This is a genomic window from Blastopirellula sediminis (assembly GCF_020966755.1).
Taxonomy (GTDB): domain Bacteria; phylum Planctomycetota; class Planctomycetia; order Pirellulales; family Pirellulaceae; genus Blastopirellula; species Blastopirellula sediminis.
The window spans coordinates 1508890-1529417 of record NZ_JAJKFT010000010.1 but is presented as its reverse complement, the minus strand read 5'-3'; the positions used below and the strand labels follow the sequence as shown (position 1 = coordinate 1529417).

The following is a 20528-nucleotide window of genomic DNA, read 5'->3' as shown; positions in this document are numbered from 1 at the left end:
AATCGACAACCACTCCATGGGCGTTTGTAAAACACGAGTCGAGCTTCGATAGATCGAGTCTGTTGGTAGCATAACAAACGCCGCCGGCGGGTTGTGGAGATCGGTCGCTTAGTAGAGCTCGGCCGCTTCTTGATGCGTGATTTTCGGAGCCCGCATGACGCCGGTTCCTAATTGAGCAGCTCGCAGCACGTCGACGTTGATCCGGCCGTTCAACTTCCGTCCCTGTTCAATCCCAATCATCTTGCAGGTAAACAGGAAGCAGTCGTCGGTCTTCGCGGTTAGCCAGTGGACGTTGTTGCGATAGTCGGAGATGCTTGACCAGGTCCCCGGACCAGCGCTCGTTTGATATTCGGTCTGACGCAAGACCAGGTGTTCGGGCTGATCTTCCAACTTGTCGTACTGGCGTACTTCAAAGTCGCCAGAGATGCAAAGGAAGGCGCTGGCCATATTCGAGTGGCCATGCGGCGGAATGCTCCGTCCCTTTTTGATGTGCGCCACCTTCGTGATCAGGGTCTGGTGCGCCTCTTGCCTTACTTCCAAATCGGTCGGCGCGCCGCTGATCGGCAGATTGATGGTGTGAAACAGTTCGCCCCGATCCGAGCCGATCTCGTCCATGATTCGCGTACAGAGCGAATCGAATTGCAGTCGTCGCTTGAGCGAATCCATCGGCACGTCGGCGTAGATCTGATCCATCACCTCTTGCCATTGCAGGCCGCTGATCCTGTCTTGCCCCAGCCGATCCGCGTTGTCGTAAAGCCGCGTTAGCCACTGCGACATTTCCACTTCGCCCGCGAAGAGTTGATCGGAGCGAAGCAGCGTCATACCGAGCGCCGCGATACCGAGTGCCTGCAACGACTGCCGACGATTGATCAAAGTTTCCATCAGACCTGCCCCCATGTACTGACCTTATAAATCTTTTACCGCTGCGGTCGCCTTGTGTAGTTCTGCCGGCGCCCTATCTGGCTAATCGAAAACGGAGAAACAAGGAGGACAAAGAATTCCAAGATTTCCCCCTGCACTTGCCGCTAGCTGCGAATCGCTGGAATAAAGGCGTTAGTACTCGCTTGTGCCGACGAAAATCTGCCGCTGGTCGTTAAAATGAGCGAATGAGCGTACGTCATCTGCTCTTTTTCCGTTTACAGCCCAATCGATACTTCCTATGCCCTATCCTTGTCCTGCTTGTGGATTTGAAGTTTTTGACGAGCCGGCCGGCAGTTATGAAAACTGCCCCGTCTGCGGCTGGGAAGATGATGCCGTTCAACTGCGATATCCGCACTTGCAATACGGCTCGAACGAAGGCTCGCTCTGGCAATGGCAAGAGGCGGCGCAAAAGCGCTATCCGCTTGAGCAGCAAGAGATTGAAGAGTTCCGGCGCTGCGCCGACTGGCGTCCTTTGACGGCGGCGGATTGCGGGTCGATCGACGATCAACCGACGACCGGCGCCGAGTATTTAGACGCAGCCGCGAAAGACGCTCCGCCGTACTACTGGCGGGCAAAAGAATAACGCGGCGCTATCGCCACAAGAAGCGAACCAGCCAAGCGGCGCCGCTCAGGATGAGACTCAGCAAGATGCAGGTCACGATCGGGAAGTAGAAACGAACGTGCTCCCCTTCGATCCGAATATCGCCGGGAAGTCTCCCTAGCCAGGGAATGCGAACGGCGAGCAGCAGCCCGAGTCCCACCGTGCAGATCAGGCCGCCGATCGCCAATAACGTCCAACCTAACTGTTGCATCGTCTCGAAATTGTCGGGCGTAAACTTCGGTTAAATGATGGTCGGCGACCAGTTGGGCGGGTCGCTGGCCGGGAACGATTCGACGCTCGCTTCGTCGACCCGATCCTTCGGCATCTCGACCGATTCCTCATCGCGCGTCCAAGACGCAGTAATGTCATTGGCCGCGAGAATTCGATCGAGCAATTCGTCCGTTTCGGCCGGAGGGGCTTGGGCGCAAAACTCTGCGGTCTGACGCCGAATCGCTTTTTCCATATCAGGATAGCGAGCCGCATGCCGATCGGCGGCAGCTTCAATCCGATCGCAAACGTGTCGCCATTCCTTCGTCATTTGCATGTCGATCATGGCTACTCTCCTCTTCGCGTAGTATTACTTAGACCGCGAAGCAAGACACGCGTCGCGATCGATTCGCCCACTAAATTAATTCTACGCGCGCCAGCGATGATCTGGACGTAAGAGTCCCGCAGTTCGCGGGAATAGGCTAAATGCGGCTGGACAGTTGGCTTGGCCGACTACTTGTAGTCAGCGCCGTTTAAGCTGTTGACGACCGAAGTCTCCCACTTTTGCAGCAGCTTCTTTAGCTTCGCGGTTTCCTCGGGATACTGCGAAAGGACGTCTTCCTTTTCGTACGGATCGCTGGCCAGATCGTACAGCTCAAACCGCACGGCGCCTTTGGCGTTTTCGATGCGATGCAACTTCCAGTCGCCATCGGTCAGCGCCGCATGTCCCGGAAAGCTTTCGGTCGAAATCACCGGCTGCGGCAGATCGGCCGCATGCACGCTCACCTCGTCGGCCGGCAGATCGCCACCGGCTTGTTGCTTGGCGAGCAGATCTCCCATCAACGTGGCCGACGGAGTCGACACTCCTTTGTTCGGCGTTTGCCAGAAGGCGATCGGCGTCGGACGCTTTTCCACTTTCTCAGCCAACAGCGGCAACAGATTCACGCCGTCGAGCGGACGTCCTTCGTCAAGCGGCAATCCAGCGGCGGCCAATACCGTTGGGAAGATGTCGCAGGTCGTCGCCCGCATTTCGGTCGTCTGCGGCGTCGGGAAATGAGCCGGCCAATCGAGAATGGCCGGCACCAGCAAACCGCCGTCGTAGATTGAACCTTTCTTCTCACGGAACGGACCGGCCGAACCGCGTCGCTTATCGGCGCCATTGTCGCTGCAGTACCAGAGGATCGTGTTGTCCCGAATCCCAAGATCTTTCAGCGTGCTGCGGATCTTACCGTAAGCACGATCGATTCCGGTGATCTCGCCGTAGTAGTCCTGAAACCCTTTCGGCTCATTCTTGTAAAGTTCACGGTCGCCATCGGCAGCGATATGCGGATCGTGCGGCGAACCAAACCAGACGACGGCGAAGAACGGCTTGTCCCCTTTCGCTTGCTCTCGAATCCAGTCAGTCGCCAGGTCGGCCGTCACGTCAGAGCTTTCCCCTTTGTACTGCACCGCTTTCCCCTGGTCGCAGAGGATCGGATCGTTGTCGTAGAAGTTGGGAGCGCTCACCCAGCGATCAAAACCATTCTTGCCGGGATTAACCGGGCTGTCGTTGCGGACCGAACCAAGATGCCATTTGCCGAAGTGAGCGGTCGTGTAGCCGGCCGCGTTCAGGCGTTCGGCCAAGGTGATCTCTTGCGGACGAATCGGCCAACCCCAAGCGTAAACGGCGGAGCGATTCGGATTGCGACCGGTCAACACGCTGCAGCGCGTCGGCGAACAAACCGGCGCCGCCGCATAGAAGCGATCGAAGCGGACCCCTTCGGCCGCCGCTTTGTCGAGCTCCGGCGTTTTGATCGCTTTGTGCCCGTTGTAGCTGACGTCTCCCCAACCTTGGTCGTCAGCCATCACCAGAATGACGTTCGGACGATCGGCGGCATTCAGCGAAGCGGCGGAGAGAAAAACGACGGCCAGAGCGGCGAGCGATGCGCGAGTCGACATAGCGGCAGGCTTTCTATCGGCGGGAAAGGCGGGAAAAGCGATACGTCCAGGATACGCGAACGGACCACGCCGTTCCACACTTCTCTCCGCCGAGATCGGTGATTCCTTGCCGCCAAACGAAAAGCGGACGCCCCAGGGGACGTCCGCCTTACAGTTTAATCGATTTCGCTTCGCCGAAGCGGAAACTATTCGTGCCCTGCTCCGCCGTTCGCCCCTTTCAGGCTCGACAGGAAGGCGACCAGATCGCGCACTTCCTGACGCGACAAATGCTTGTAGATGTCTTCCGGCATCGGCGAGTTCGCCGCTTTGCGGACGTCGATGTCGTCCTGCGGAATCGTCAACAAGTTTCCTTCGGCGTTGACCAGGCTCAGCGTGTCATCGTTCTCTTCCTTCAGCACGCCGGAAAGCGTCTGGCCGTCGACAGTCAGCACCATGACCGACTCAAAACCTTTCGCGATCTTGGCGTTCGGCAGCACGATCGCTTCGAGCAGATACTCCGGCTTCTGCTCGGCGCCGATCTTGTCAAGCTCTGGTCCGACGCGGCCGCCGACTCCTTGAGCGCGATGGCAACGAACGCACGAGACTTCGGTCTTCTCAAAGAAGATCTTCCGTCCCTTTTCGGCGTCGCCGCCGGCCAGGGCCGATCGATACATCGTCAGCGGATCGGCAGGGTCAAGCGACGCTTCGTACTTCGCGAGCAAGTCGCCAACCGCTTTGTCGTCACGCTTCGCTTCTCCAGCCAGAATCACATCGAGCTGCGAGTCGACCGGAACCTCGCCGGCCAGCAGTGCGGTCAGTCGATCGGCAATCGCGGCCGACGAGCCATCCAGTTTCGTTTCGGCAAGCGCGGCGAGCGCTTGTTGACGTTCGATAGTTGAATCGGCCTTCGCCCCGGCAGCCAACTTGGCGACCGCTTCTTCCGGCGCGACCTTCACCAATAGCGAGCGAGCGGCGGCCCGAATCTCGGGAACGTCCGACGACAAAGCGTCGAGGACCACCTGCTTGTTGTTCGCATCTAGCGCCACGGCGGCGACCAAGGCGTCGGCTCGCGTTTGCGGCGATTGCTGCGGATCGGTAATCAATGCAATCAAGACCGGCGCCACTTCCTTGATGCCGAACTTGGCGGCCAGCTTCGCAGCGGTGTTGCGAACATTCTCGCCGCCAGCCAACAGGCCCGGCAACTGCGTGACGAGCGCCGCTTTGGCGACTTCCGGATCCCGGTTTTCGAGCGGGCGATGGAAGTTGAGCACACGGTCCAGCGGCGACGGCGTTTCCCAGTTTTCGAGCATTGCCAAAGCTTCCAACCGCATCCCTTCCGGCGCGTTGGCGTCGGCAGCGTAGGCAGCCAGGGCGGCGGCCGTTTCGGCGTCGCCGATCCGGAAGTTGGCGTTCAGCACGCGACGCAGCAGCGCGTCATCTTTCAGACCGCGACTGATCAAGCCGGCCAATTGCGGCATCGCCGCTTCGATCGGCAGATCGTGAACCGCTCGGGCCGCTTCAAGCACCACCGATTCGTTGCCGTCTCCCAGGAAACGAACAATCGTCGGGCTCTGTAAACGACGCAGCGCCACGACCGCTGCGCGACGCACGGCCACCGAGTCATGTTTCGACAAATCGCCGAGATGTTGAATGTTGCGAGCACCAGCCAATGCCATCACGGCGCCATGTCGGAGAACCGGGTCCTGATCGTTGTTCTCGGCCAGAATCTCGACGACGCGGTCAAACATCGGACGCGTATCGCCAAAGTGATCTCCCTTGCCGATCCCCATCAGTGCGAAGTACTTCACCCGTGCGTTGTCGTCGTTGAGCAGCGCGACCAGCGCCTCCGGCACTTCCAGATCGCCGAGGATCTTGGCGGCCTGGGCGCGAACTTCCGGATCGGCATCTTTGACCAGCGTTTGGCTCAGCACCTTGGTCGGCTCGACTCGTTCGCGAATGTCGCGCAGCTTGTCGACGATTTGACCAATCCCCCAGATCGCGTGCAGACGAGCCAGTTGATTGTCGCTGTCGGTCGCCACTTGGTTGAAGATGTCCAAGGCGTCACGCTTGGCCAATTCAAATTGGGCGCCCTGACGAACGCGACGATCGGGGTGAGCCAGCAGGTTCGCCAGCTCTTCGTTCTGCTTGTCGCTAAAGCCGGCGGCAAGCAGCTTTTGCATCTCTTTGACGATCGGCTGATCGATTTCTTTGGGATCAAAGAAGCGATAGAGCCGACCCTTGTTCAAGCCGTTCCAACCATCGACCCAGTCGCTGACGTAGATCGCGCCGTCGGGACCGAAGTCGACGTCGGTCGCCAAAATGCGCCAGATCGGCTGTTGATCGTCGACCATTTCGTACGTGGCGCCATTCGGTTTCATTTTGAAGCTGCGGACGCCGCTGTTGGCCGGACCGCCGCGGAAGTCGCAGAGGAAGAACGTGCCGCGATACTTTTCGCCGAGACCGACGCCAGGGTAATAGGCGAGACCGCTCGGACCGTCGGCAAAGTTGCGAATCGGCGGGTTCAGGTAAGCGGCCTGACCTTCATGAAACGGATGCCACAGCTTTTCGCGATTCCAAGGACCACGATCGCTAAGGTACTGGTACGCCATGTTCCAGCCGCTGTTCCCTCCTTCGACCAGGTAAACCCAACGGGCCTGGTCGCCGCTGTCGGAGTTGTTGTCGCCGGTGAACAAGTTGCCGTAGTCGTCGAACGCCAACTCTTGCGGATTGCGGAGACCGGTGTAGAAGACTTCCAGTTCCGTGCCGTCCGGATTGCAGCGGAAGACGGCGCCGCTGGACGGATCTTTCAGCACGCCCCCTTCGCTAACGACGTTGTAGCCGCGGTCGCCGATGCTGTAGTAGATCTTGCCGTCGTTGCCGATCGCCAAGCCATGCATGTCGTGACCACGGAACGCAAAGCGAACGCCGTAACCGGTGTGCAGAGCCTTACGCACGTCGGCGATGCCGTCATTGTCGGTGTCGCGCAGCTTCCACAGATTCGGAATGTTGGTGTAGAAGAGGTCGCCGTCGAGCCAGATCACGCCGGCGCCGGTTCCTTCGACGACGTCATTGAAGTGATCGGCGAAGACCGAATCATGGTCGGCCTTGTGATCGCCGTCGCGATCTTCGATCAAGCGAATGCGATCGTCATGTTTGGTGTAGTCGTCTTTCGCTTCAGGATGATGCTTCAGAATGTAGGCGCGACGATCCTCGACCGATTGGGCGGCCAGGTCGTCATTGAGCCAATAGTTGTGCCCCCGATTGTCTTCGACCCCTTTCCCTTGGCGGAACGTTTCGGCGACAAAGACTCGACCGGTCGGATCGAAGCAGAAGGCGACCGGATTGGCGATGCGCGGTTCGGCGGCGAACAGCTCGATCTTGAAACCTTCCGGAACCTGGAAGCCCGACATGGCGTTCTTCCCTTCATCCGAAGCCGGCGCCACTTGCGGCGTTTCCGGTTCGGGGACGTCATTTTCCGCGCGGGCCAGCGAAACGAAAGCCAGCGACGAAAGCGCCAGCGCAACAGTCGGGAGAAATAACTTCACGACGATCGACCTTAGGAATAAGGAGCGAAAGAGAATGTGCATGTGGGGCTCGGTGACGCCGTCAGGAGAGGCAAGCGGCGTCGAATCTTTTAGCCTAATCCGATCCCAAACATCGGGCAACTCCCAGGCAAATCGTGAAGGCGATTGTGACTATTTCACTTGGCCTGGATCGTCTTTGCCGTACCGCCCTTGATACTCGTCTTTGGGGTATTTGCGGATGTTTTTCCGCATTTTGTCGTTCATCGCGGCGGCGACGTCGATATTCAGCTCATTCGCCAGGGCCAGGCCGTAACAAAGAATATCGGCCAATTCTTCCCCAATGGCGGTCATTTTATCGGCGTCGGCGGTCACCTCGCGAGAAGCTTCAACCGTCAGCCATTGGAAATGCTCCATCAGTTCGGCCGCTTCGATCGCCAGGGCCATGCTGATGTTCTTTGGCGCGTGAAACTGCCGCCAATCCCGCTCGGCGACGAACTTCGAGATCATCTCCTTGATGGTCGCGACCGAGGTTTGCTCGTCGGTCGTCAGGCGATCAATCAACGTATCGAGCGCAGGCGTTTCGTCAGACATCAGGCGGTTCCGCATACATGGTGAGCGAAAACCGCCAGCTTAAACGGCATTGCGACCGACGAAAAGGTCCGAGCCCTTACTTGGCGTCGGGCGCCTTCGCCGAAAGCGACTGCAAGTAGTCGAGCAGCGACGCGAATTCGTCGAGCGTGATCTCGTTGGCCAGACCAACCGGCATCACCGAGACTTCGCTCTTCTTCCGCGCTTCGATCTCATCGGGATCAAGCTTGTGCTCGTTCCCCTGCTCGTCGCGGATCACAATCTCGTCCGCCGCTTCGCTGGTGACGAACGCCGTCATCACGCGGCCGTCATCCAACAAAAAGATGTTGGTGACGAAACCTTGAGCGAACGTCTTGCTCGGCAACAGAATCGACTCGGCCAGCTGGTCCCGCTTGTAGGTCTTGGCGACCTGCGGCAGATAGGGACCAATCGGCTTTTCGTTCGGATCGACCGTGTGACAACGATTGCAGGTCAGCTTGGCGAAGAGCTGTTCCCCTCGCTTCAAGTCCCCCGACTTCTTCAACACCTGGGCGATCGCCTCTTCCGGCTTCATCGTCTTCAGCTTCGGACCGGTCGGCGCACCTGTCTTGATCTGCCAGGCATTGGCGATCCGCTGGGCGGCGGCGCTCACCTTGGGATCATTCGACGCGATCAGGTCGACGATCTTTTCTTCCGCCTGACGATCGTTAGCAAGGTAAACCGCTTCCAATCGCAGACGGGGGCGATCGCTCCAGCCCGATTCGATCGCTTTCGTCACGACCGCCGAAACCTCTGGGGAAAGTTTCTTCTGTCCCGAGAGGAGAACCAAACCGGCGTCCGCCCAAACCGCCGCCGTCCCGTCGCCGCTGGTCGACATCTCTTGCAACTGATGAACGCGACCGCTCAAGCGACCGGCGTCTTTGAACGCGTCAAACGCGGCCAGGTATTGCGCCTTCGCCTCGGCATTGTTCTTCAGCGAATCGAGTCCAGCATGAGCCGAAGCCAAGACGTCTTTATTCTGCGAACGCAAGAGAGCGATGATGGCGCCCGACTTCACCGCCGGATCGGCCTTGTCGTCAGCGACCACTTTCTGCAGCAGAGCGACCGCTTCTTCCGGCAGCGAGTCGCTGGCCGCGACTTTCGTCACCGCAGCCGGAACGAACTTCGCATCGGCGGCGGCGCGAGCCAACACCAATTTCAAACTGCCGTCCAGGTCCACGCGATGACGAGCCAACTGCGTGAGCAGGAACTCGGCTTCCGTCGGCGACAGGGACTCCAATTGGCTCTTCAGCGCCGCAGCGATCCGCGGCGATTCGGCCCATGGTTCCGGCTGATAGTAAGGACCGCGGGTATCGGGCCGCGTTCCCCAACTCTGGCCGGTCCATTTGCCTTCGTGGTTGTAAAGCCGAGCGAGGGCGATCAGCAGATCGCGGCGACGCGCAGCGTCTTGTTCTTTATTCAAACGCTCAATCAACGCGGTGACGACATCGGCATCGTGCAGCGACTGCACCACTTGGATGGCGCCCAAGCGTTGGGCCGGCAAAGCCTGAGCATTATCGATCACGGCCAACGCCGCATCAGCGGCCTTCAGCGCGACGAGCGCTTGCACCGCGGTATGGGCCATCACCGGATCGCTGTTGCCGAGCAACTCGGCGACGGCGGCGCCATTTTTGGCGTCTCCCAACCGAGTCAGCGCCACGATCGATTCGAGCTGCGTACGAGCGTCGCTCGACTTCAGCCCGCCCAACAGCAGGTCGACCGGGATCTGCTCTTCCTGATCCCAACGATCGGTCAAGGCGCGAATCGCAAACGCCTTCACGCTTTCGTCCGCGGCCGCTTCGACCAGAATCGGATGGCTCTCGGCGCCGAGCCACTGCTTCAGCGTAAAGATCGCCGCAATCCGATTGTCGAGCGGCGCCGATTTGTTGTTGGCCAATTTCGCCAGCACCGAGACCGAGGCATCGTCTTCATTGCGGGCCAGCAGTTCGCGCTGAGCCGCCAAACGAATCCGATGGCTCGCCGAGTTAGCAATCAGGGCGACCAGCTCGGCCGAAGTCGCTTTCGCGAAGTCCGGAACCGGCTTGGCCTGGTATCCCTTCGGCGTGACGCGAATCATCGAACCGACGTGTTCGCCGTTGTAGGTGAACGTGGCGCCTTCCCAGCTGGTCGCGTAGATGTTCCCCTGGGCGTCGACGTCCAAGTCAGTCACGCGCGGCAGCTTGATGAACTCTTCCTGGTCCGCGGCGAAGGTGGCGCCATTGGCCGTCGGGAGGTGACGATAGATCATGCTTCGTCCCCAGTCGGCGGTGTAGATCGCATCGCCATAGGCGCCGGGGAAGCCAGGTTCGCTGACGTAGCAGGCGCCGCAGCCCGAACCGCCGCCGTAATCGGCCAGCGGCTGGATGATCTCGTCGCCAAAGTTCATGTAGAGACGCGGATAGCCGTGGTTTTCGATCCCGCTGAAGTGATGCAGGCGAATGTCCCAGCCGCCGCCGTCGTTCGTGTTGTCGCGGGTAAAGCCGCTCAAGCGCGGGTCGAGCGCCACTTCCAAAATGTTACGCGTACCACGCGAGTAGACCTGCAAGCCGCTGCCGTCGGGACGAATCCGAATGACGCCGCCGTAGCGGAACTGCAACTTGGTTCCGTCCGCCCCTTCCGCTTCCATAAAGCCGAAGTCGCCGATCGCCAGGTAAAGCCAACCGTCGATGCCGAGCGTCACGCCGTTCGACGTATGGTCGGCCGGGCGATCTTTGAAATCGAACGCGATGTTCTTGACCAGGATCTTCTGTTCGTCCGAGACGCCGTCGCCGTCATGATCGATGAAGGCGCTCAAGTGCGGCGGGTGCATGACATACAATCGATCGCGGTCCCAGACGAGTCCGCGAGGGGAATCGACGTCCGAAACGAACAACTTCGATTCGTCGGCACGCCCGTCGCCGTCGATGTCTCGCAGGCGATAGATGGCGCCGCGCGTTCCCTTGCGGTCGAGCGAACCGTTTTTGTCGACTGAAACGTAAACCACTCCATCCGGAGCGGCGGCGACGTACACCGGATAGGTCACGGCCGGCGGAGCCGCAAAGAGAGTGACGTCGAACTCTTCCGGAACTTTAACCTTCGAGAGGAGTTCGGAATCGGCCTGTTTCGCCGCCGCGGCCGGATCGATCGTCATCCACTGATTGCCAAAGACCGACAGTTCGCGGATGCTTCCCCAACCGCCGGTGTTGCTGCCGAGATACTGCACGCGAACGTAGCGGACGTCATCGGCGTTGAAATCAAACTTATGGTTGCGATCCTTTTCGTTCTTCGAGCGATCGATGACCGTCTTCCAGTTTTGCTGATCGGCGGAGACGTCAACCGTATAGCGGTAGATGGTCTGATCCGATTCCCAAGCGATTTCGCAACCTTCGATCGATTGCGGCTTTTCGAGGTCGACGGTCAGCCATTGCGGAGCGCTTCCATTGCCGGCGCACCAACGAGTCGCCGGATCGCCGTCGACCGCTAGCTGCTTGAAGTTGCCTTTGCCCGACTCTTCGCTGGAAGCAGTGGTCGGCTTCCCTTTCGCCATGCTGACTTGAACCAGTTTCGGTCCTTCCGGCTTCAGGTATTCGGGGCTCAGCTTGTCGCAGGCCCAGAGCGTGCCACGGGTCAGCATGTCGAGAAATTTGTCGGCGCTGACGGTCTCGTTGTGATGACCGAGCGTCGTACCGAAGACGCGGGTATCGCCGTATTGATTCACCCAGACGCAGGTTTCGGCCTTGCCGCTTTCCTGATTCTTGGCGACGCCGAGCGGAGTAGCGGTCGGCCAGACTTTTTCGATGTGGTAGAGCTCACCCTTTGGATTGGCCCACGCAGCGCCAAAATCGGCCATGATCGGATGCTCGGCGTCGACGTTCAGAACTTCGTGCGCATACTGGGCGCCATGTCGATGCGAGGTGACGCCGCAGAATTTGAACCACTGGTCGGTCTTGTCGCGATAACAATGCATCGCGCAGTGAATCACCACGCCGGGAACCCCTTCCTGATGCGGCTTCAAGACGCGGGCGGTCCAAGCCGGATCGTTCACTCCGGCAAAGCATTCGTCATGCAGGATGATGTCGTAGCCCTTCGCCCAGTTCGGATCCTGGTAGAGCGGAATCTTCGTGTCGGTGGTCGAGCCCCCTTGGTGGACGACGGTCACCTCGATCAGCGCTCGTTCTTCGAGGCCGGCCTTGATCAGGTTCTTCTGGCTGTCGTAGTCGTGACAGCAACCGCCGGTCACGAGCAGCGCCTTGATCGGCTTGGGAGCCGCCAGAACCGAGGAACAGAGAAGTCCAACAAGCAGCAGGGAGAACAGAATTCGTTTCATGGGCGAATTTGAGAATGAACCGGGGGCAGGCTGGAAGGTTGGGGTTGAGAAAGTCGAGTTCATTATAGCTTGCCGCCCCCTATTTCTCTCCTCGTTTGCCCAATAGACAGGGCCGGATAGGCCGAAAATTCCCCTTCTAACGACCAGGCAAGCCTTGATCACGTTGATTTACGGAGAGCCGTACGATGCTTTTTCGCCACATGGGGCAAAAACGATCTATTTTTCAGAGCCAAAAATAATCTCCACCCATGGGCTGGCCTGTTGGCCTCCCCCACACTCACTTTCCGACCACAAGTCGCAGCGGGGCATTTACGGTGACAAATCTCGAACAAAATCGACCTGCTGGTATTCGCCTGAATCCGCTTGGTCGCGTCAGCATTCGCTACCAATTGGGAGGCGCTTTCGCCATCGTGCTGCTCGTCATGGGAGTCGGCATGGCGATTTACCACATGGCGATTCGTCGCACGGTCGACAGCTACGACTCGCTGCTGCAAGGGCAAATCTCGCTGCAAACGCTCGCCGAAAAGACGAACGTCGCGATGCTCGAATGCCGCCGCAATGAAAAAGACTTCCTGCTCCGCCGCGACGACAAGTACATCGAGAAACACGCAAAGAGCTGCCAGACGCTGCTCGACGATGCGAAGTCGCTCGAAGTGTTGGCTCTTTCCTTGCACGATCAGTCCGCCGAGGCCGACGCCCAGGCAATCGCCGCCGCAGCCGCAGAATATCAGCAGTCCTTTGTTGCGCTGACCGAAAGCTGGAAGCGACGCGGCCTGGACCACAACTCCGGACTACAGGGGCAATTTCGAGACGTCGTGCACGACCTGGAAGAACTCGCGAAAAACTACGAAGTCGACGCGTTGTATCTGCAAGTCGCCGCGCTGCATCGCTTCGCCGCCGACGGCAAAGGGGCCGACAACGCGAACCGCAAATCGTTGATCAAAGCGATCGAAGACGTTAAGCAATCGCTGCAAAGCGATCGCTATGCAGCTGATCTGAAAAAATCGCAGATGGCTTTGCTGACTGAAGTGGTCGCCGCCCTCGAGCAAGACCTCGCCGGCAAAGGAGGTTCGGGCGCCTTGGAAAAGGCGACCGCGAAGATGGAGCAAGACTTGCGCAAGCAGTACGTCTCCGGCGTCTCCGCGAAGTTGCTGATGATTCGTCGCCGCGAAAAAGACTACCTGCTGCGCGCAGACGCGAAATATGTGGCGCAAACGCATGAAGCGGCCAAGCAATTCGTCGCCGCTTTTGAAGCGTCGCAGGTCGCCCCCGAATCGGTCGATCAGATTCGTAAGTCGACTGGCGAATACCTCCGCTCGTTCGATGCCCTTGTTCAGGAAGATCAGAATCTGGCCCAGTTGGAGCAAACGCTTCGCGCCGCCGTGCACAAGATCGAACCGCTGGTCGACCAGATCGCCTACAACGCCGAAACGACCGCTGCTCAGTTCGCGTCGCAAACGGCCGAGCAAGCCGAGACCGCCACGTTTCGCGCCACGCTCGCCGGCGGAATCGCGATTCTGCTCGGCTTGGCGATTGCGTGGATGCTGACCCGCTCGATCACCAAACCGTTGTCGCAAATGACGGCGTTGGCCGCTCAAGTCGCCAATGGCAACCTGAAAGAGACGCTCAACATCCGTCGCGAAGACGAAATTGGCCAGTTGGCCGTCGCCTTCAATCAACTGACGACCAGCCTGCGTGAGATCATCACCAGCCTGTCCCAAGAGGCGGAACAGTTGACCGGCGCTTCGAGCGACATGGCGGCGACCGCTGGCTTTTTGACCGAGCAAGCGCAGAACACGCGAACCCGCTCGGCCAGCGCTACTGCGGCGACCGAGGAAATCTCGGCCCAGATCGATTCGATGAATCATCTGACCGAAGAGATCTCCAGCAACTTCTCGGTCATCTCCACCAACATGCAGGAAATGTCGTCCTGCATCACGGAGATCGCCAAGAATGCGGAACGGACCTCCGGCTCGGCCCGCACCGCGAGCCAACTGACCGGCGACAGCCGTACGACGATCGACGAACTGGGGCACGCCGCCAGCGAGATCGGCACGTTCATCAATACGATTCAAGAAATCGCCGAGCAGACGAACCTGCTGGCCCTCAACGCGACGATCGAAGCGGCCCGCGCCGGCGAATCGGGCAAAGGCTTCGCCGTCGTCGCCGGCGAAGTGAAAGAACTATCCAAGCAAACTGCCGCCGCGACCGAAGACATCAGTCGCCGTATCGCCGGCATCCAGAAGTCGAGCGGCGCCGCGATCGACTCGATCGCTCGCGTCGCCAGCGTGATCTCGGAACTCGATGCGATGTCGCAGTCGATCGCTTCGGCGGTCGAACAGCAGAACGTCACGACCCGTCACGTCGTGACCAGCGTCGGATCCGCCACGTCGTCGCTGGAAACGGTGGCGTCCGGCATCTCGGAAACGAACGTCGCCGGCGAACAGATCGTCAGCGAAATCGTCGCCGTCAGCACTGCGGCCGAAACGACCGTTTCGCACGCCGATGCGGCCAATGCGACCAGCGTCGAGCTGTCGAAGATCGCCAACAAATTGCGTGCGGCGGTGGCCCGATTTGAAGTTTAACTTCGGCGGCCGTTAGCCGTTGAACCGACCGACGCAGAGCGTGATGTTCTGCCCGCCGAAGCCGAAGCTGTTATTCAGCGCGACGTCGACTTTCGCGTCGCGTGCGAAGTTCGGGACGTAGTCCAGGTCGCAGTTCGGATCGGGGTTTTCGTAGTTGATGGTCGGCGGCAAAACGTTGTCGCGAATCGCGAGCAAGCAGACGATCGCTTCGGTCACGCCGGCAGCGGCGATCAAGTGCCCCATCATGCTCTTGGTGCTGGAGACCGGAATCTTGTCGGCCATGTCGCCGAAGACCTGACGGCAAGCGAGCGACTCGACCTTGTCGTTGACTTCGGTGCTGGTGCCGTGAGCGTTGACGTAGTCGATGTCTTCGACGTTCATCTTAGCGTCGGACATCGCCATCTTCATGCAGCTGATCGCGCCCCGTCCTTCCGGATGCGTGTCGGTGATGCGGAACGCGTCGGCGGTGGTGCCGTAGCCGAGCACTTCGCCGTAGATGTGAGCGCCCCGTTTCTTGGCGTGTTCCAATTCTTCCAGCACGACCATCGAAGAGCCTTCGCCCAGGACGAACCCGTCGCGGAGACGATCGAACGGACGCGAAGCTTTGGTCGGCTCGTCATTGCTGGTCGAGAGCGCGGTCAGCAAGTTAAAGCCGGTCACGCCAAAGGGGTGAATCATGCTGTGAGCGCCGCCGGAGAGCATCACGTCGACCGTGCCGCGGCGGATCAGTTCGGTCGCTTCGCCGATCGCCTGGCTGCTGGCGGCGCAAGCGGTCAAGCAGTTGGCGTTGGGACCTTGCGCGTTGAAGAGCGACGCCAGGTGAGCGCTCGGCATGCTCGGCTCTTGTTCCAGTTCGCGGCGCGGATTGAGCGATTCCAGCCCCTTACGAATGAACTCAGCTTTATCGAAGTCGCCGCTCCCCGACATCGCAGCGGTCACCATGGTGGTGAACGCGAAGAAATCCTGGTCCCCTTCGCCGCAACCGAGATAAACCCCCATGCGGGTCGGATCGAGGACGCTTTCCATCACGCCGGAGTCGGAGACCGCTTGCTTGGCGGCGCCGATGGCAAATTGCGTGTGACGGCCGATGTTCTCCCAGCGCGCGACGTCTTCGCCGCACTTGGCGATGCTCCAGTTTTTGACTTCGGCCGAGATTTTGGTCGGGAAGTTGGAGGCGTCGAAAACGGTCGTCCGCGCAACGCCGGACTTCGATTCTTTCAGGCCGGACCAGACGGTCTCGACGTCGTGCCCCATCGGATTAATCATGCCGATACCGGTGATGACGACTCGCCGACTCATGACGACTGGAACTCCAAACAAGAGAAACTAAGCAAACCTTGCCGATTATCTAGCGCCAACCAGCCGCGCATCGTTGGCTGCTGGTCCGCTTCGTACTTGGTATTATCGGCGCGATCGCCTACCGAGCGCGGTTAATTTCGACTTAAAGACGCCGCTTCCGCATCCAGCATGTATTGCGGCGGCTCGATCGGCGTTCCGTCAGACTTCTTGCCGATTTCGTAGACCTTCATCATGCGCAGCAACTGCAGCAATTCGACGGTACCGAATAATTCTCGGTCATTGTCCTGCTCGTCCAGATGAGCGAAGAACAATTCGACCTCGGCGTGCAATCGATCTCCGCAGTGACTGGTCGCCGAGACGTAGGCGCCGTCTTCGCGGATATCGTGCGCTTCCACCGAGTAAGTCAACTGATCCCCCGGCGCGACGGCGAAGTGAAACGTCGCCTTCGACACCTTGGCGAGCACGACTCGCTCCCGAAATTCGTAGTACTCGCCGACCAGCAGACCGCCGGTCTGGGCGATCCCTTCGATCACCAGCGAGTGGGGCATGATTGGAATGCCAGGGAAATGGTCGTGGATATGATCTTCGGCGAGCGTGACCGACTTGACCGATTTGGCCGCTTTGCCGCTCTCGAACTCGAGGAACTTATCTACCCAAAACCAACGCATTCCAGTTAATCCCTTCCTGGCGAATCTTTGCGCTGATCGCCGACTGCGATCAGCACAAAGTTCGACGATTCGTTACGCAGCCAGCTTGCTCTCGACATACTTGCACATGTCGTTGACCGTCAGCAAGTTGCCGAATTCCGAGACGTTCGGATTCGCTTCAAACTTGGTGAGGTCGGCGAACGGCATCCGCTTCTTCAGCTCGATGAGCCCGGCCGGGGTCACCTTGCCGTCGTTGACGTATTCGGCGCTCGTCAGGATGTCTTCCGGGAAGAGTTCGGCACGAGGGATTTCGATGTCGAACGCTTTCTCCAGTCGGAAGACGATATCGAGGAAGTCAATCGATTCCGCGCCGAGGTCGCCGACCATCGTCGCTTCCGGAGTCACTTCTTCTTCATCAACTCCCAGGGCGTCGACCAAGGCCTCGCGAACCTTCTCGAAGACTTCTTGTTCCGTCGGCATCTGAATGCGTTCTCCAAAGCTTAATCAGGAAATGTGCTTTTCACCCAAGGTGGATGAAATCATGCGCTTGCCGCACTGCGGCTAATCCAAAAGCGGCTCCGCTAAACGCGGCTCGCTTCCGGGTACAACACGTTGAAATCGTCTTTTAAATTGCGAATCGCCAACCGGTCGGCGCCACTTTGGACGTCTCCGCCCAGGTTGTATCGATCCAGCACCAGGCGAGCGCTCACCGCCATGTTGCCTGCCACGGTCCCTTTGACCTTCAGCGAAGTCAAACGTCCTTCTTGCTTGACCCACTCGGCCGTAACCGTCAAAACTTCCCCAGGTTCGACAAAGTCGGCGTACTTGACGTTCCGCGCTTCCTGCAGGATTACCACGCTGTGCGCGAAGTCCTCGGTCGCCCGAATCAGCCAAGCGCTGGTCTGCGTCATCGCTTCCAGCATCAACACCCCCGGCATGACCGGGAAACGAGGAAAGTGATCCTCCAAATACTCTTCGGCGAGCGATAGGCATTTGGTCGCTATAATCCGCTCTCCCGGAACAAGATCGGTTATTCGATCAATCAGGGTGAATCGCATGCCCGCGTCCCAAAATCCTACCCAATCCTTAGAAACGGCCAGAGCCGAATATCAAAGCTCACTAGTATAGCCACACCGAAAAAACGTCACAAGCTAATCAAAGAGCGCCATTTAGCTCGTCGCGGCTATGCAAACTGTACTCCAATTCGCTTCGCCCCCATAGACGGGAAAATGTAGACTTAGGGTATTTCCAGACAGAATCTCTACTATAATCTCGCGTGGACTAAACGCTTCCAAAACCCAGCTTAAGGGCGGACTTTTCGACCGTGTCAGACCTACATAAGGGGATCGCAGTTTCCCCCGGAGTCGCCGTCGGCACCGCCTACTGCATTCTCGAGATTTTCGTCAATCCGGAAAAGACGAAGCTGGAGCCCCACGAAATCACCCAGGAACTGGCCCGTTACGAGACGGCGCGGGACCAAACCTCCTCGGACCTCAGCGCCCTCCAGTCCAAGGTCGAGAGCCAGGTCGGCATGGACGAAGCGGCCATTTTCGCCGCCCACCGGACCATCCTTCGCGACCCTGCGTTCACCAACAAGATCCGCCATTGGATCGTCGACGAGCGGATGACCGCCCAAGGCGCGCTCCACCGACTCCTCGACGACTACACCCAGCTTTTTTCGCGGATGGGCGACCCCTATTTGCAGGAGCGTCTGAACGACATCCGCGACGTCATCGTCCGGCTTAGCGCCTACCTGACTGACGTCCTCAACGATCCCGATGGCGGGGATGGTTGCTTAAAGGGCCCCCTGATCGTCGTCGCCGACGAACTCCTCCCTTCGCAAGCGGTCGCTCTGGGCGACGCCGACGTCCATGGCATCGTCACCGAAAGGGGAAGCCAAACCAGCCATGCCGCGATCATCGCCCGCAGCCGCGGCATCCCGGCTGTCTCCGGTGTGCCCGGCATCGCGTCGCGCGTGAAAACCGGCGACACGATCGTCGTCAACGGCGGCGAAGGGATCGTCGTCGTCAATCCAGAGGCGGAAGAGCTGTCGGCCTATCGCAAGCTGGAACGCGAATTCTTCGACCTGAAGGACCAGTTGGCCGCCAACCGCGATCTCCCTTCGCGCACCGCTTGCCAACAGCCGATCGAGTTGATGGCGAACATCAACAACGTCAAAGACGCCGAGTCGGCCGCTGCGATGGGCGCCGATGGCGTCGGTCTCTACCGGACCGAGTATCTCTACCTGACGCACGAAAACGTTCCGGACGAAGCGGAGCAGATCAGCATCTACCGCAACGTGATCGAGTCGAGCCCAAACAAGAAGGTGACGATCCGTACGCTCGACATTGGCGGCGACAAGACGGTCGCCTACCTCGGGCACACCCACAACGAAGCGAACCCCTTCATGGGTTGGCGCAGCGTGCGGCTGTCGTTTGAGCATCCAGAGTTCTTCATGTCGCAGATCCGCGCCATCCTGCAGGCAGGCGCCGGCATCGACGGGTGCGAAGTCCGCATGATGTTTCCTATGATCACCACCGTGGAAGAACTGCGCAAGGTTCGCAGCTTCGTCCGCCGCGCCCAGCGCCGCCTGACCGAAGAACGAAAACCGTTCGTCGAGGTGAAAGTCGGCATGATGCTGGAAGTCCCCGCAGCGGCGATCGTCATCCGCTCGATGCTCGACTTGGTCGACTTCGTTTCGATCGGATCGAACGATCTGGTGCAGTACTTGATGGCCGCCGACCGCGACAATCCCAAGGTGAGCAGCCTTTGCCAACCGCTCGCCCCGGCGGTCGTTCATACGCTGAACGACGTCATCCGGGCCTGCAACATGGCCCGCGTTCCGGTGACGTTGTGCGGCGAAATGGCAGGCCAACCGCGGGCGTTCATCCTGCTCCTGGGAATGGGGCTCCGCAGCTTCAGCATGAGCCCCGCGTTCGTGCCGACGATCAAGCAGCTCGCTTCGCAGATCACCATCGAGCGGGCCGAATCGCTGCTGGCTCGCGCCCTGCAAATGAAGACGACCAACCAGGTGAAACGCTTCCTGCGGATGGAACTGGAAGACATTTCGCCCGATATCGCAAAGCTCGATACCGACGGCTAGTTCGACTTCAAGAAGTTGAGAATCGCCGTGTTCGTCTCAACGGCACGCTCCATCGGCGCCATATGCCCAGCGCCGGCGATCTCGACATACTCGGCGCAAGGAATCGCGTCGGCGATCGCTCGCATCACGTCCGGAGGCGTAATCGCATCGACTTCGCCGCAGATCACCAAGGTCGGAACGTCGATCGTCGACAGCAGTTCGACCACGTTTTGACGTTCGGCCATGCCGCGCTGAGCCGCAGCGACGCCGGCCGGATCTTGCCGCAAGATCGCAGCTTGTAAAGCGGCGACGACCGCTTCATTCTTTTCGAGCGTGATCGGGGCAATCAGCTTCGGCAGCATGGTCCCCGGAACTTTTTCCAGGCCGAACCGTTCGACTTCGGCCGCCATCACCAACCGCCCGCGCGCCACCTTCTCGTCATCGTCATTCGCTCGCGTGTCGCACAGAATCAAGCGAGCCAAACGCGTCCGATGCCGCAGGAAGAACTGCCACGCGATGTAGCCGCCCATCGAGAGCCCGCAGAACGTAACCGGCTTGGTAACGTTCAACTTGGCGAGTAGTCGCGACAGATCGTCAGCGAACTGGGCCATGGTCGTTTTGTCTTTGGCCGGATCGCTGCCGCCGAAACCGCGCAGGTCAGGCGCAATCACCTGATACCCTTCGGCCGCCAAGACGTTGATTTGCGCTTCCCACATCGAGTGATCAAGCGGAAAACCATGCGCGAGCAGGATCGGCTCCCCTTCTCCCCGGATGACGACGTTGAGCGTCACTTCGCCAATCGGAATACGTTCGCCTTGCATGGTCTCGCCTTT

Annotated in this window: 15 protein-coding genes; 3 read left to right on the top strand and 12 right to left on the bottom strand. The window is 59.4% G+C overall.

Features of this window, described 5'->3' with window-relative positions:
- Nucleotides 1–108: 108 nt before the first annotated feature.
- On the bottom strand, nucleotides 109–882 hold the full coding sequence (locus LOC68_RS17895) for a hypothetical protein (protein WP_230221262.1): 774 nt from the start codon (nucleotides 880–882) through the stop codon (nucleotides 109–111).
- 277 nt (nucleotides 883–1159) lie between these two features.
- On the opposite strand from LOC68_RS17895, the gene LOC68_RS17890 reads away from it, so the two are divergent.
- Nucleotides 1160–1504, top strand: coding sequence for a CPCC family cysteine-rich protein (locus LOC68_RS17890; RefSeq protein ID WP_230221260.1), 345 nt, complete (start codon nucleotides 1160–1162; stop codon nucleotides 1502–1504).
- Between the two features lie 7 nt (nucleotides 1505–1511).
- Here LOC68_RS17890 and LOC68_RS17885 read toward each other — a convergent pair whose 3' ends face one another.
- The 6 genes from LOC68_RS17885 to LOC68_RS17860 all read right to left on the bottom strand — a co-directional run bounded on the left by LOC68_RS17885 (nucleotide 1512) and on the right by LOC68_RS17860 (nucleotide 12082).
- Nucleotides 1512–1733, bottom strand: coding sequence for a DUF2905 domain-containing protein (locus LOC68_RS17885; protein WP_230221258.1), 222 nt, complete (start codon nucleotides 1731–1733; stop codon nucleotides 1512–1514).
- A 30-nt stretch (nucleotides 1734–1763) separates the two neighbouring features.
- A complete protein-coding gene (locus LOC68_RS17880) occupies nucleotides 1764–2075 on the bottom strand; it encodes a hypothetical protein (protein ID WP_230221256.1) in 312 nt (103 codons plus the stop codon).
- A gap of 167 nt (nucleotides 2076–2242) precedes the next feature.
- Nucleotides 2243–3667 carry a sulfatase family protein gene (locus LOC68_RS17875; RefSeq protein WP_230221254.1) on the bottom strand — a complete coding sequence of 475 codons (1425 nt, stop codon included), beginning with the start codon at nucleotides 3665–3667 and terminating at the stop codon, nucleotides 2243–2245.
- A gap of 185 nt (nucleotides 3668–3852) precedes the next feature.
- Complete coding sequence (locus tag LOC68_RS17870) at nucleotides 3853–7191, bottom strand: PVC-type heme-binding CxxCH protein (protein WP_230221253.1); 3339 nt, start codon at nucleotides 7189–7191, stop codon at nucleotides 3853–3855.
- A 150-nt stretch (nucleotides 7192–7341) separates the two neighbouring features.
- Nucleotides 7342–7761: a nucleotide pyrophosphohydrolase gene (locus LOC68_RS17865; RefSeq protein ID WP_230221251.1), complete on the bottom strand. Its 420-nt coding sequence runs from the start codon at nucleotides 7759–7761 to the stop codon at nucleotides 7342–7344.
- A gap of 76 nt (nucleotides 7762–7837) precedes the next feature.
- On the bottom strand, nucleotides 7838–12082 hold the full coding sequence (locus tag LOC68_RS17860) for a DUF7133 domain-containing protein (protein ID WP_230221249.1): 4245 nt from the start codon (nucleotides 12080–12082) through the stop codon (nucleotides 7838–7840).
- Between the two features lie 314 nt (nucleotides 12083–12396).
- Here LOC68_RS17860 and LOC68_RS28580 point away from each other — a divergent pair, with 314 nt between their 5' ends.
- Entirely contained in the window at nucleotides 12397–14667 is a 2271-nt protein-coding gene (locus tag LOC68_RS28580; protein ID WP_230221247.1) for a methyl-accepting chemotaxis protein, read from the top strand.
- A gap of 12 nt (nucleotides 14668–14679) precedes the next feature.
- Here LOC68_RS28580 and LOC68_RS17850 read toward each other — a convergent pair whose 3' ends face one another.
- From LOC68_RS17850 to LOC68_RS17835, 4 genes are all read right to left on the bottom strand, one after another.
- Nucleotides 14680–15966, bottom strand: a complete 1287-nt coding sequence (locus LOC68_RS17850; protein ID WP_230221245.1) for a beta-ketoacyl-[acyl-carrier-protein] synthase family protein — start codon at nucleotides 15964–15966, stop codon at nucleotides 14680–14682.
- A 131-nt stretch (nucleotides 15967–16097) separates the two neighbouring features.
- Complete coding sequence (locus LOC68_RS17845; RefSeq protein WP_230221243.1) at nucleotides 16098–16634, bottom strand: 3-hydroxyacyl-ACP dehydratase FabZ family protein; 537 nt, start codon at nucleotides 16632–16634, stop codon at nucleotides 16098–16100.
- Between the two features lie 72 nt (nucleotides 16635–16706).
- Nucleotides 16707–17093, bottom strand: a complete 387-nt coding sequence (locus LOC68_RS17840; RefSeq protein ID WP_230221241.1) for an acyl carrier protein — start codon at nucleotides 17091–17093, stop codon at nucleotides 16707–16709.
- 101 nt (nucleotides 17094–17194) lie between these two features.
- Nucleotides 17195–17671 (bottom strand): 3-hydroxyacyl-ACP dehydratase FabZ family protein, encoded by a 477-nt coding sequence (locus tag LOC68_RS17835; RefSeq protein WP_230221239.1) that lies wholly within the window; start codon nucleotides 17669–17671, stop codon nucleotides 17195–17197.
- Nucleotides 17672–17937: 266 nt separating this feature from the next.
- On the opposite strand from LOC68_RS17835, the gene ptsP reads away from it, so the two are divergent.
- Nucleotides 17938–19716, top strand: coding sequence for a phosphoenolpyruvate--protein phosphotransferase (gene ptsP, locus LOC68_RS17830; protein ID WP_230221237.1), 1779 nt, complete (start codon nucleotides 17938–17940; stop codon nucleotides 19714–19716).
- Here the strand turns inward: ptsP and LOC68_RS17825 are convergent.
- The gene (locus LOC68_RS17825; RefSeq protein ID WP_230221235.1) at nucleotides 19713–20516 is read right to left on the bottom strand and encodes an alpha/beta fold hydrolase; all 804 of its coding nucleotides are present in this window, start codon (nucleotides 20514–20516) and stop codon (nucleotides 19713–19715) included. The genes ptsP and LOC68_RS17825 overlap by 4 nt on opposite strands.
- Nucleotides 20517–20528 lie beyond the last annotated feature (12 nt).

Excerpts from the sequence above, each read along its gene's own strand:
- LOC68_RS17880 (WP_230221256.1), bottom strand. The coding sequence starts at position 2,075 with ATGATCGACATGCAAATGACGAAGGAATGGCGACACGTTTGCGATCGG.
- LOC68_RS17845 (WP_230221243.1), bottom strand. The coding sequence starts at position 16,634 with ATGCGTTGGTTTTGGGTAGATAAGTTCCTCGAGTTCGAGAGCGGCAAA.
- LOC68_RS17865 (WP_230221251.1), bottom strand. The coding sequence starts at position 7,761 with ATGTCTGACGAAACGCCTGCGCTCGATACGTTGATTGATCGCCTGACG.
- LOC68_RS17840 (WP_230221241.1), bottom strand. The coding sequence starts at position 17,093 with ATGCCGACGGAACAAGAAGTCTTCGAGAAGGTTCGCGAGGCCTTGGTC.
- LOC68_RS17890 (WP_230221260.1), top strand. The coding sequence starts at position 1,160 with ATGCCCTATCCTTGTCCTGCTTGTGGATTTGAAGTTTTTGACGAGCCG.
- LOC68_RS17895 (WP_230221262.1), bottom strand. The coding sequence starts at position 882 with ATGGAAACTTTGATCAATCGTCGGCAGTCGTTGCAGGCACTCGGTATC.
- LOC68_RS17825 (WP_230221235.1), bottom strand. The coding sequence starts at position 20,516 with ATGCAAGGCGAACGTATTCCGATTGGCGAAGTGACGCTCAACGTCGTC.
- LOC68_RS17835 (WP_230221239.1), bottom strand. The coding sequence starts at position 17,671 with ATGCGATTCACCCTGATTGATCGAATAACCGATCTTGTTCCGGGAGAG.
- LOC68_RS17875 (WP_230221254.1), bottom strand. The coding sequence starts at position 3,667 with ATGTCGACTCGCGCATCGCTCGCCGCTCTGGCCGTCGTTTTTCTCTCC.
- LOC68_RS17850 (WP_230221245.1), bottom strand. The coding sequence starts at position 15,966 with ATGAGTCGGCGAGTCGTCATCACCGGTATCGGCATGATTAATCCGATG.
- LOC68_RS17860 (WP_230221249.1), bottom strand. The coding sequence starts at position 12,082 with ATGAAACGAATTCTGTTCTCCCTGCTGCTTGTTGGACTTCTCTGTTCC.
- LOC68_RS17885 (WP_230221258.1), bottom strand. The coding sequence starts at position 1,733 with ATGCAACAGTTAGGTTGGACGTTATTGGCGATCGGCGGCCTGATCTGC.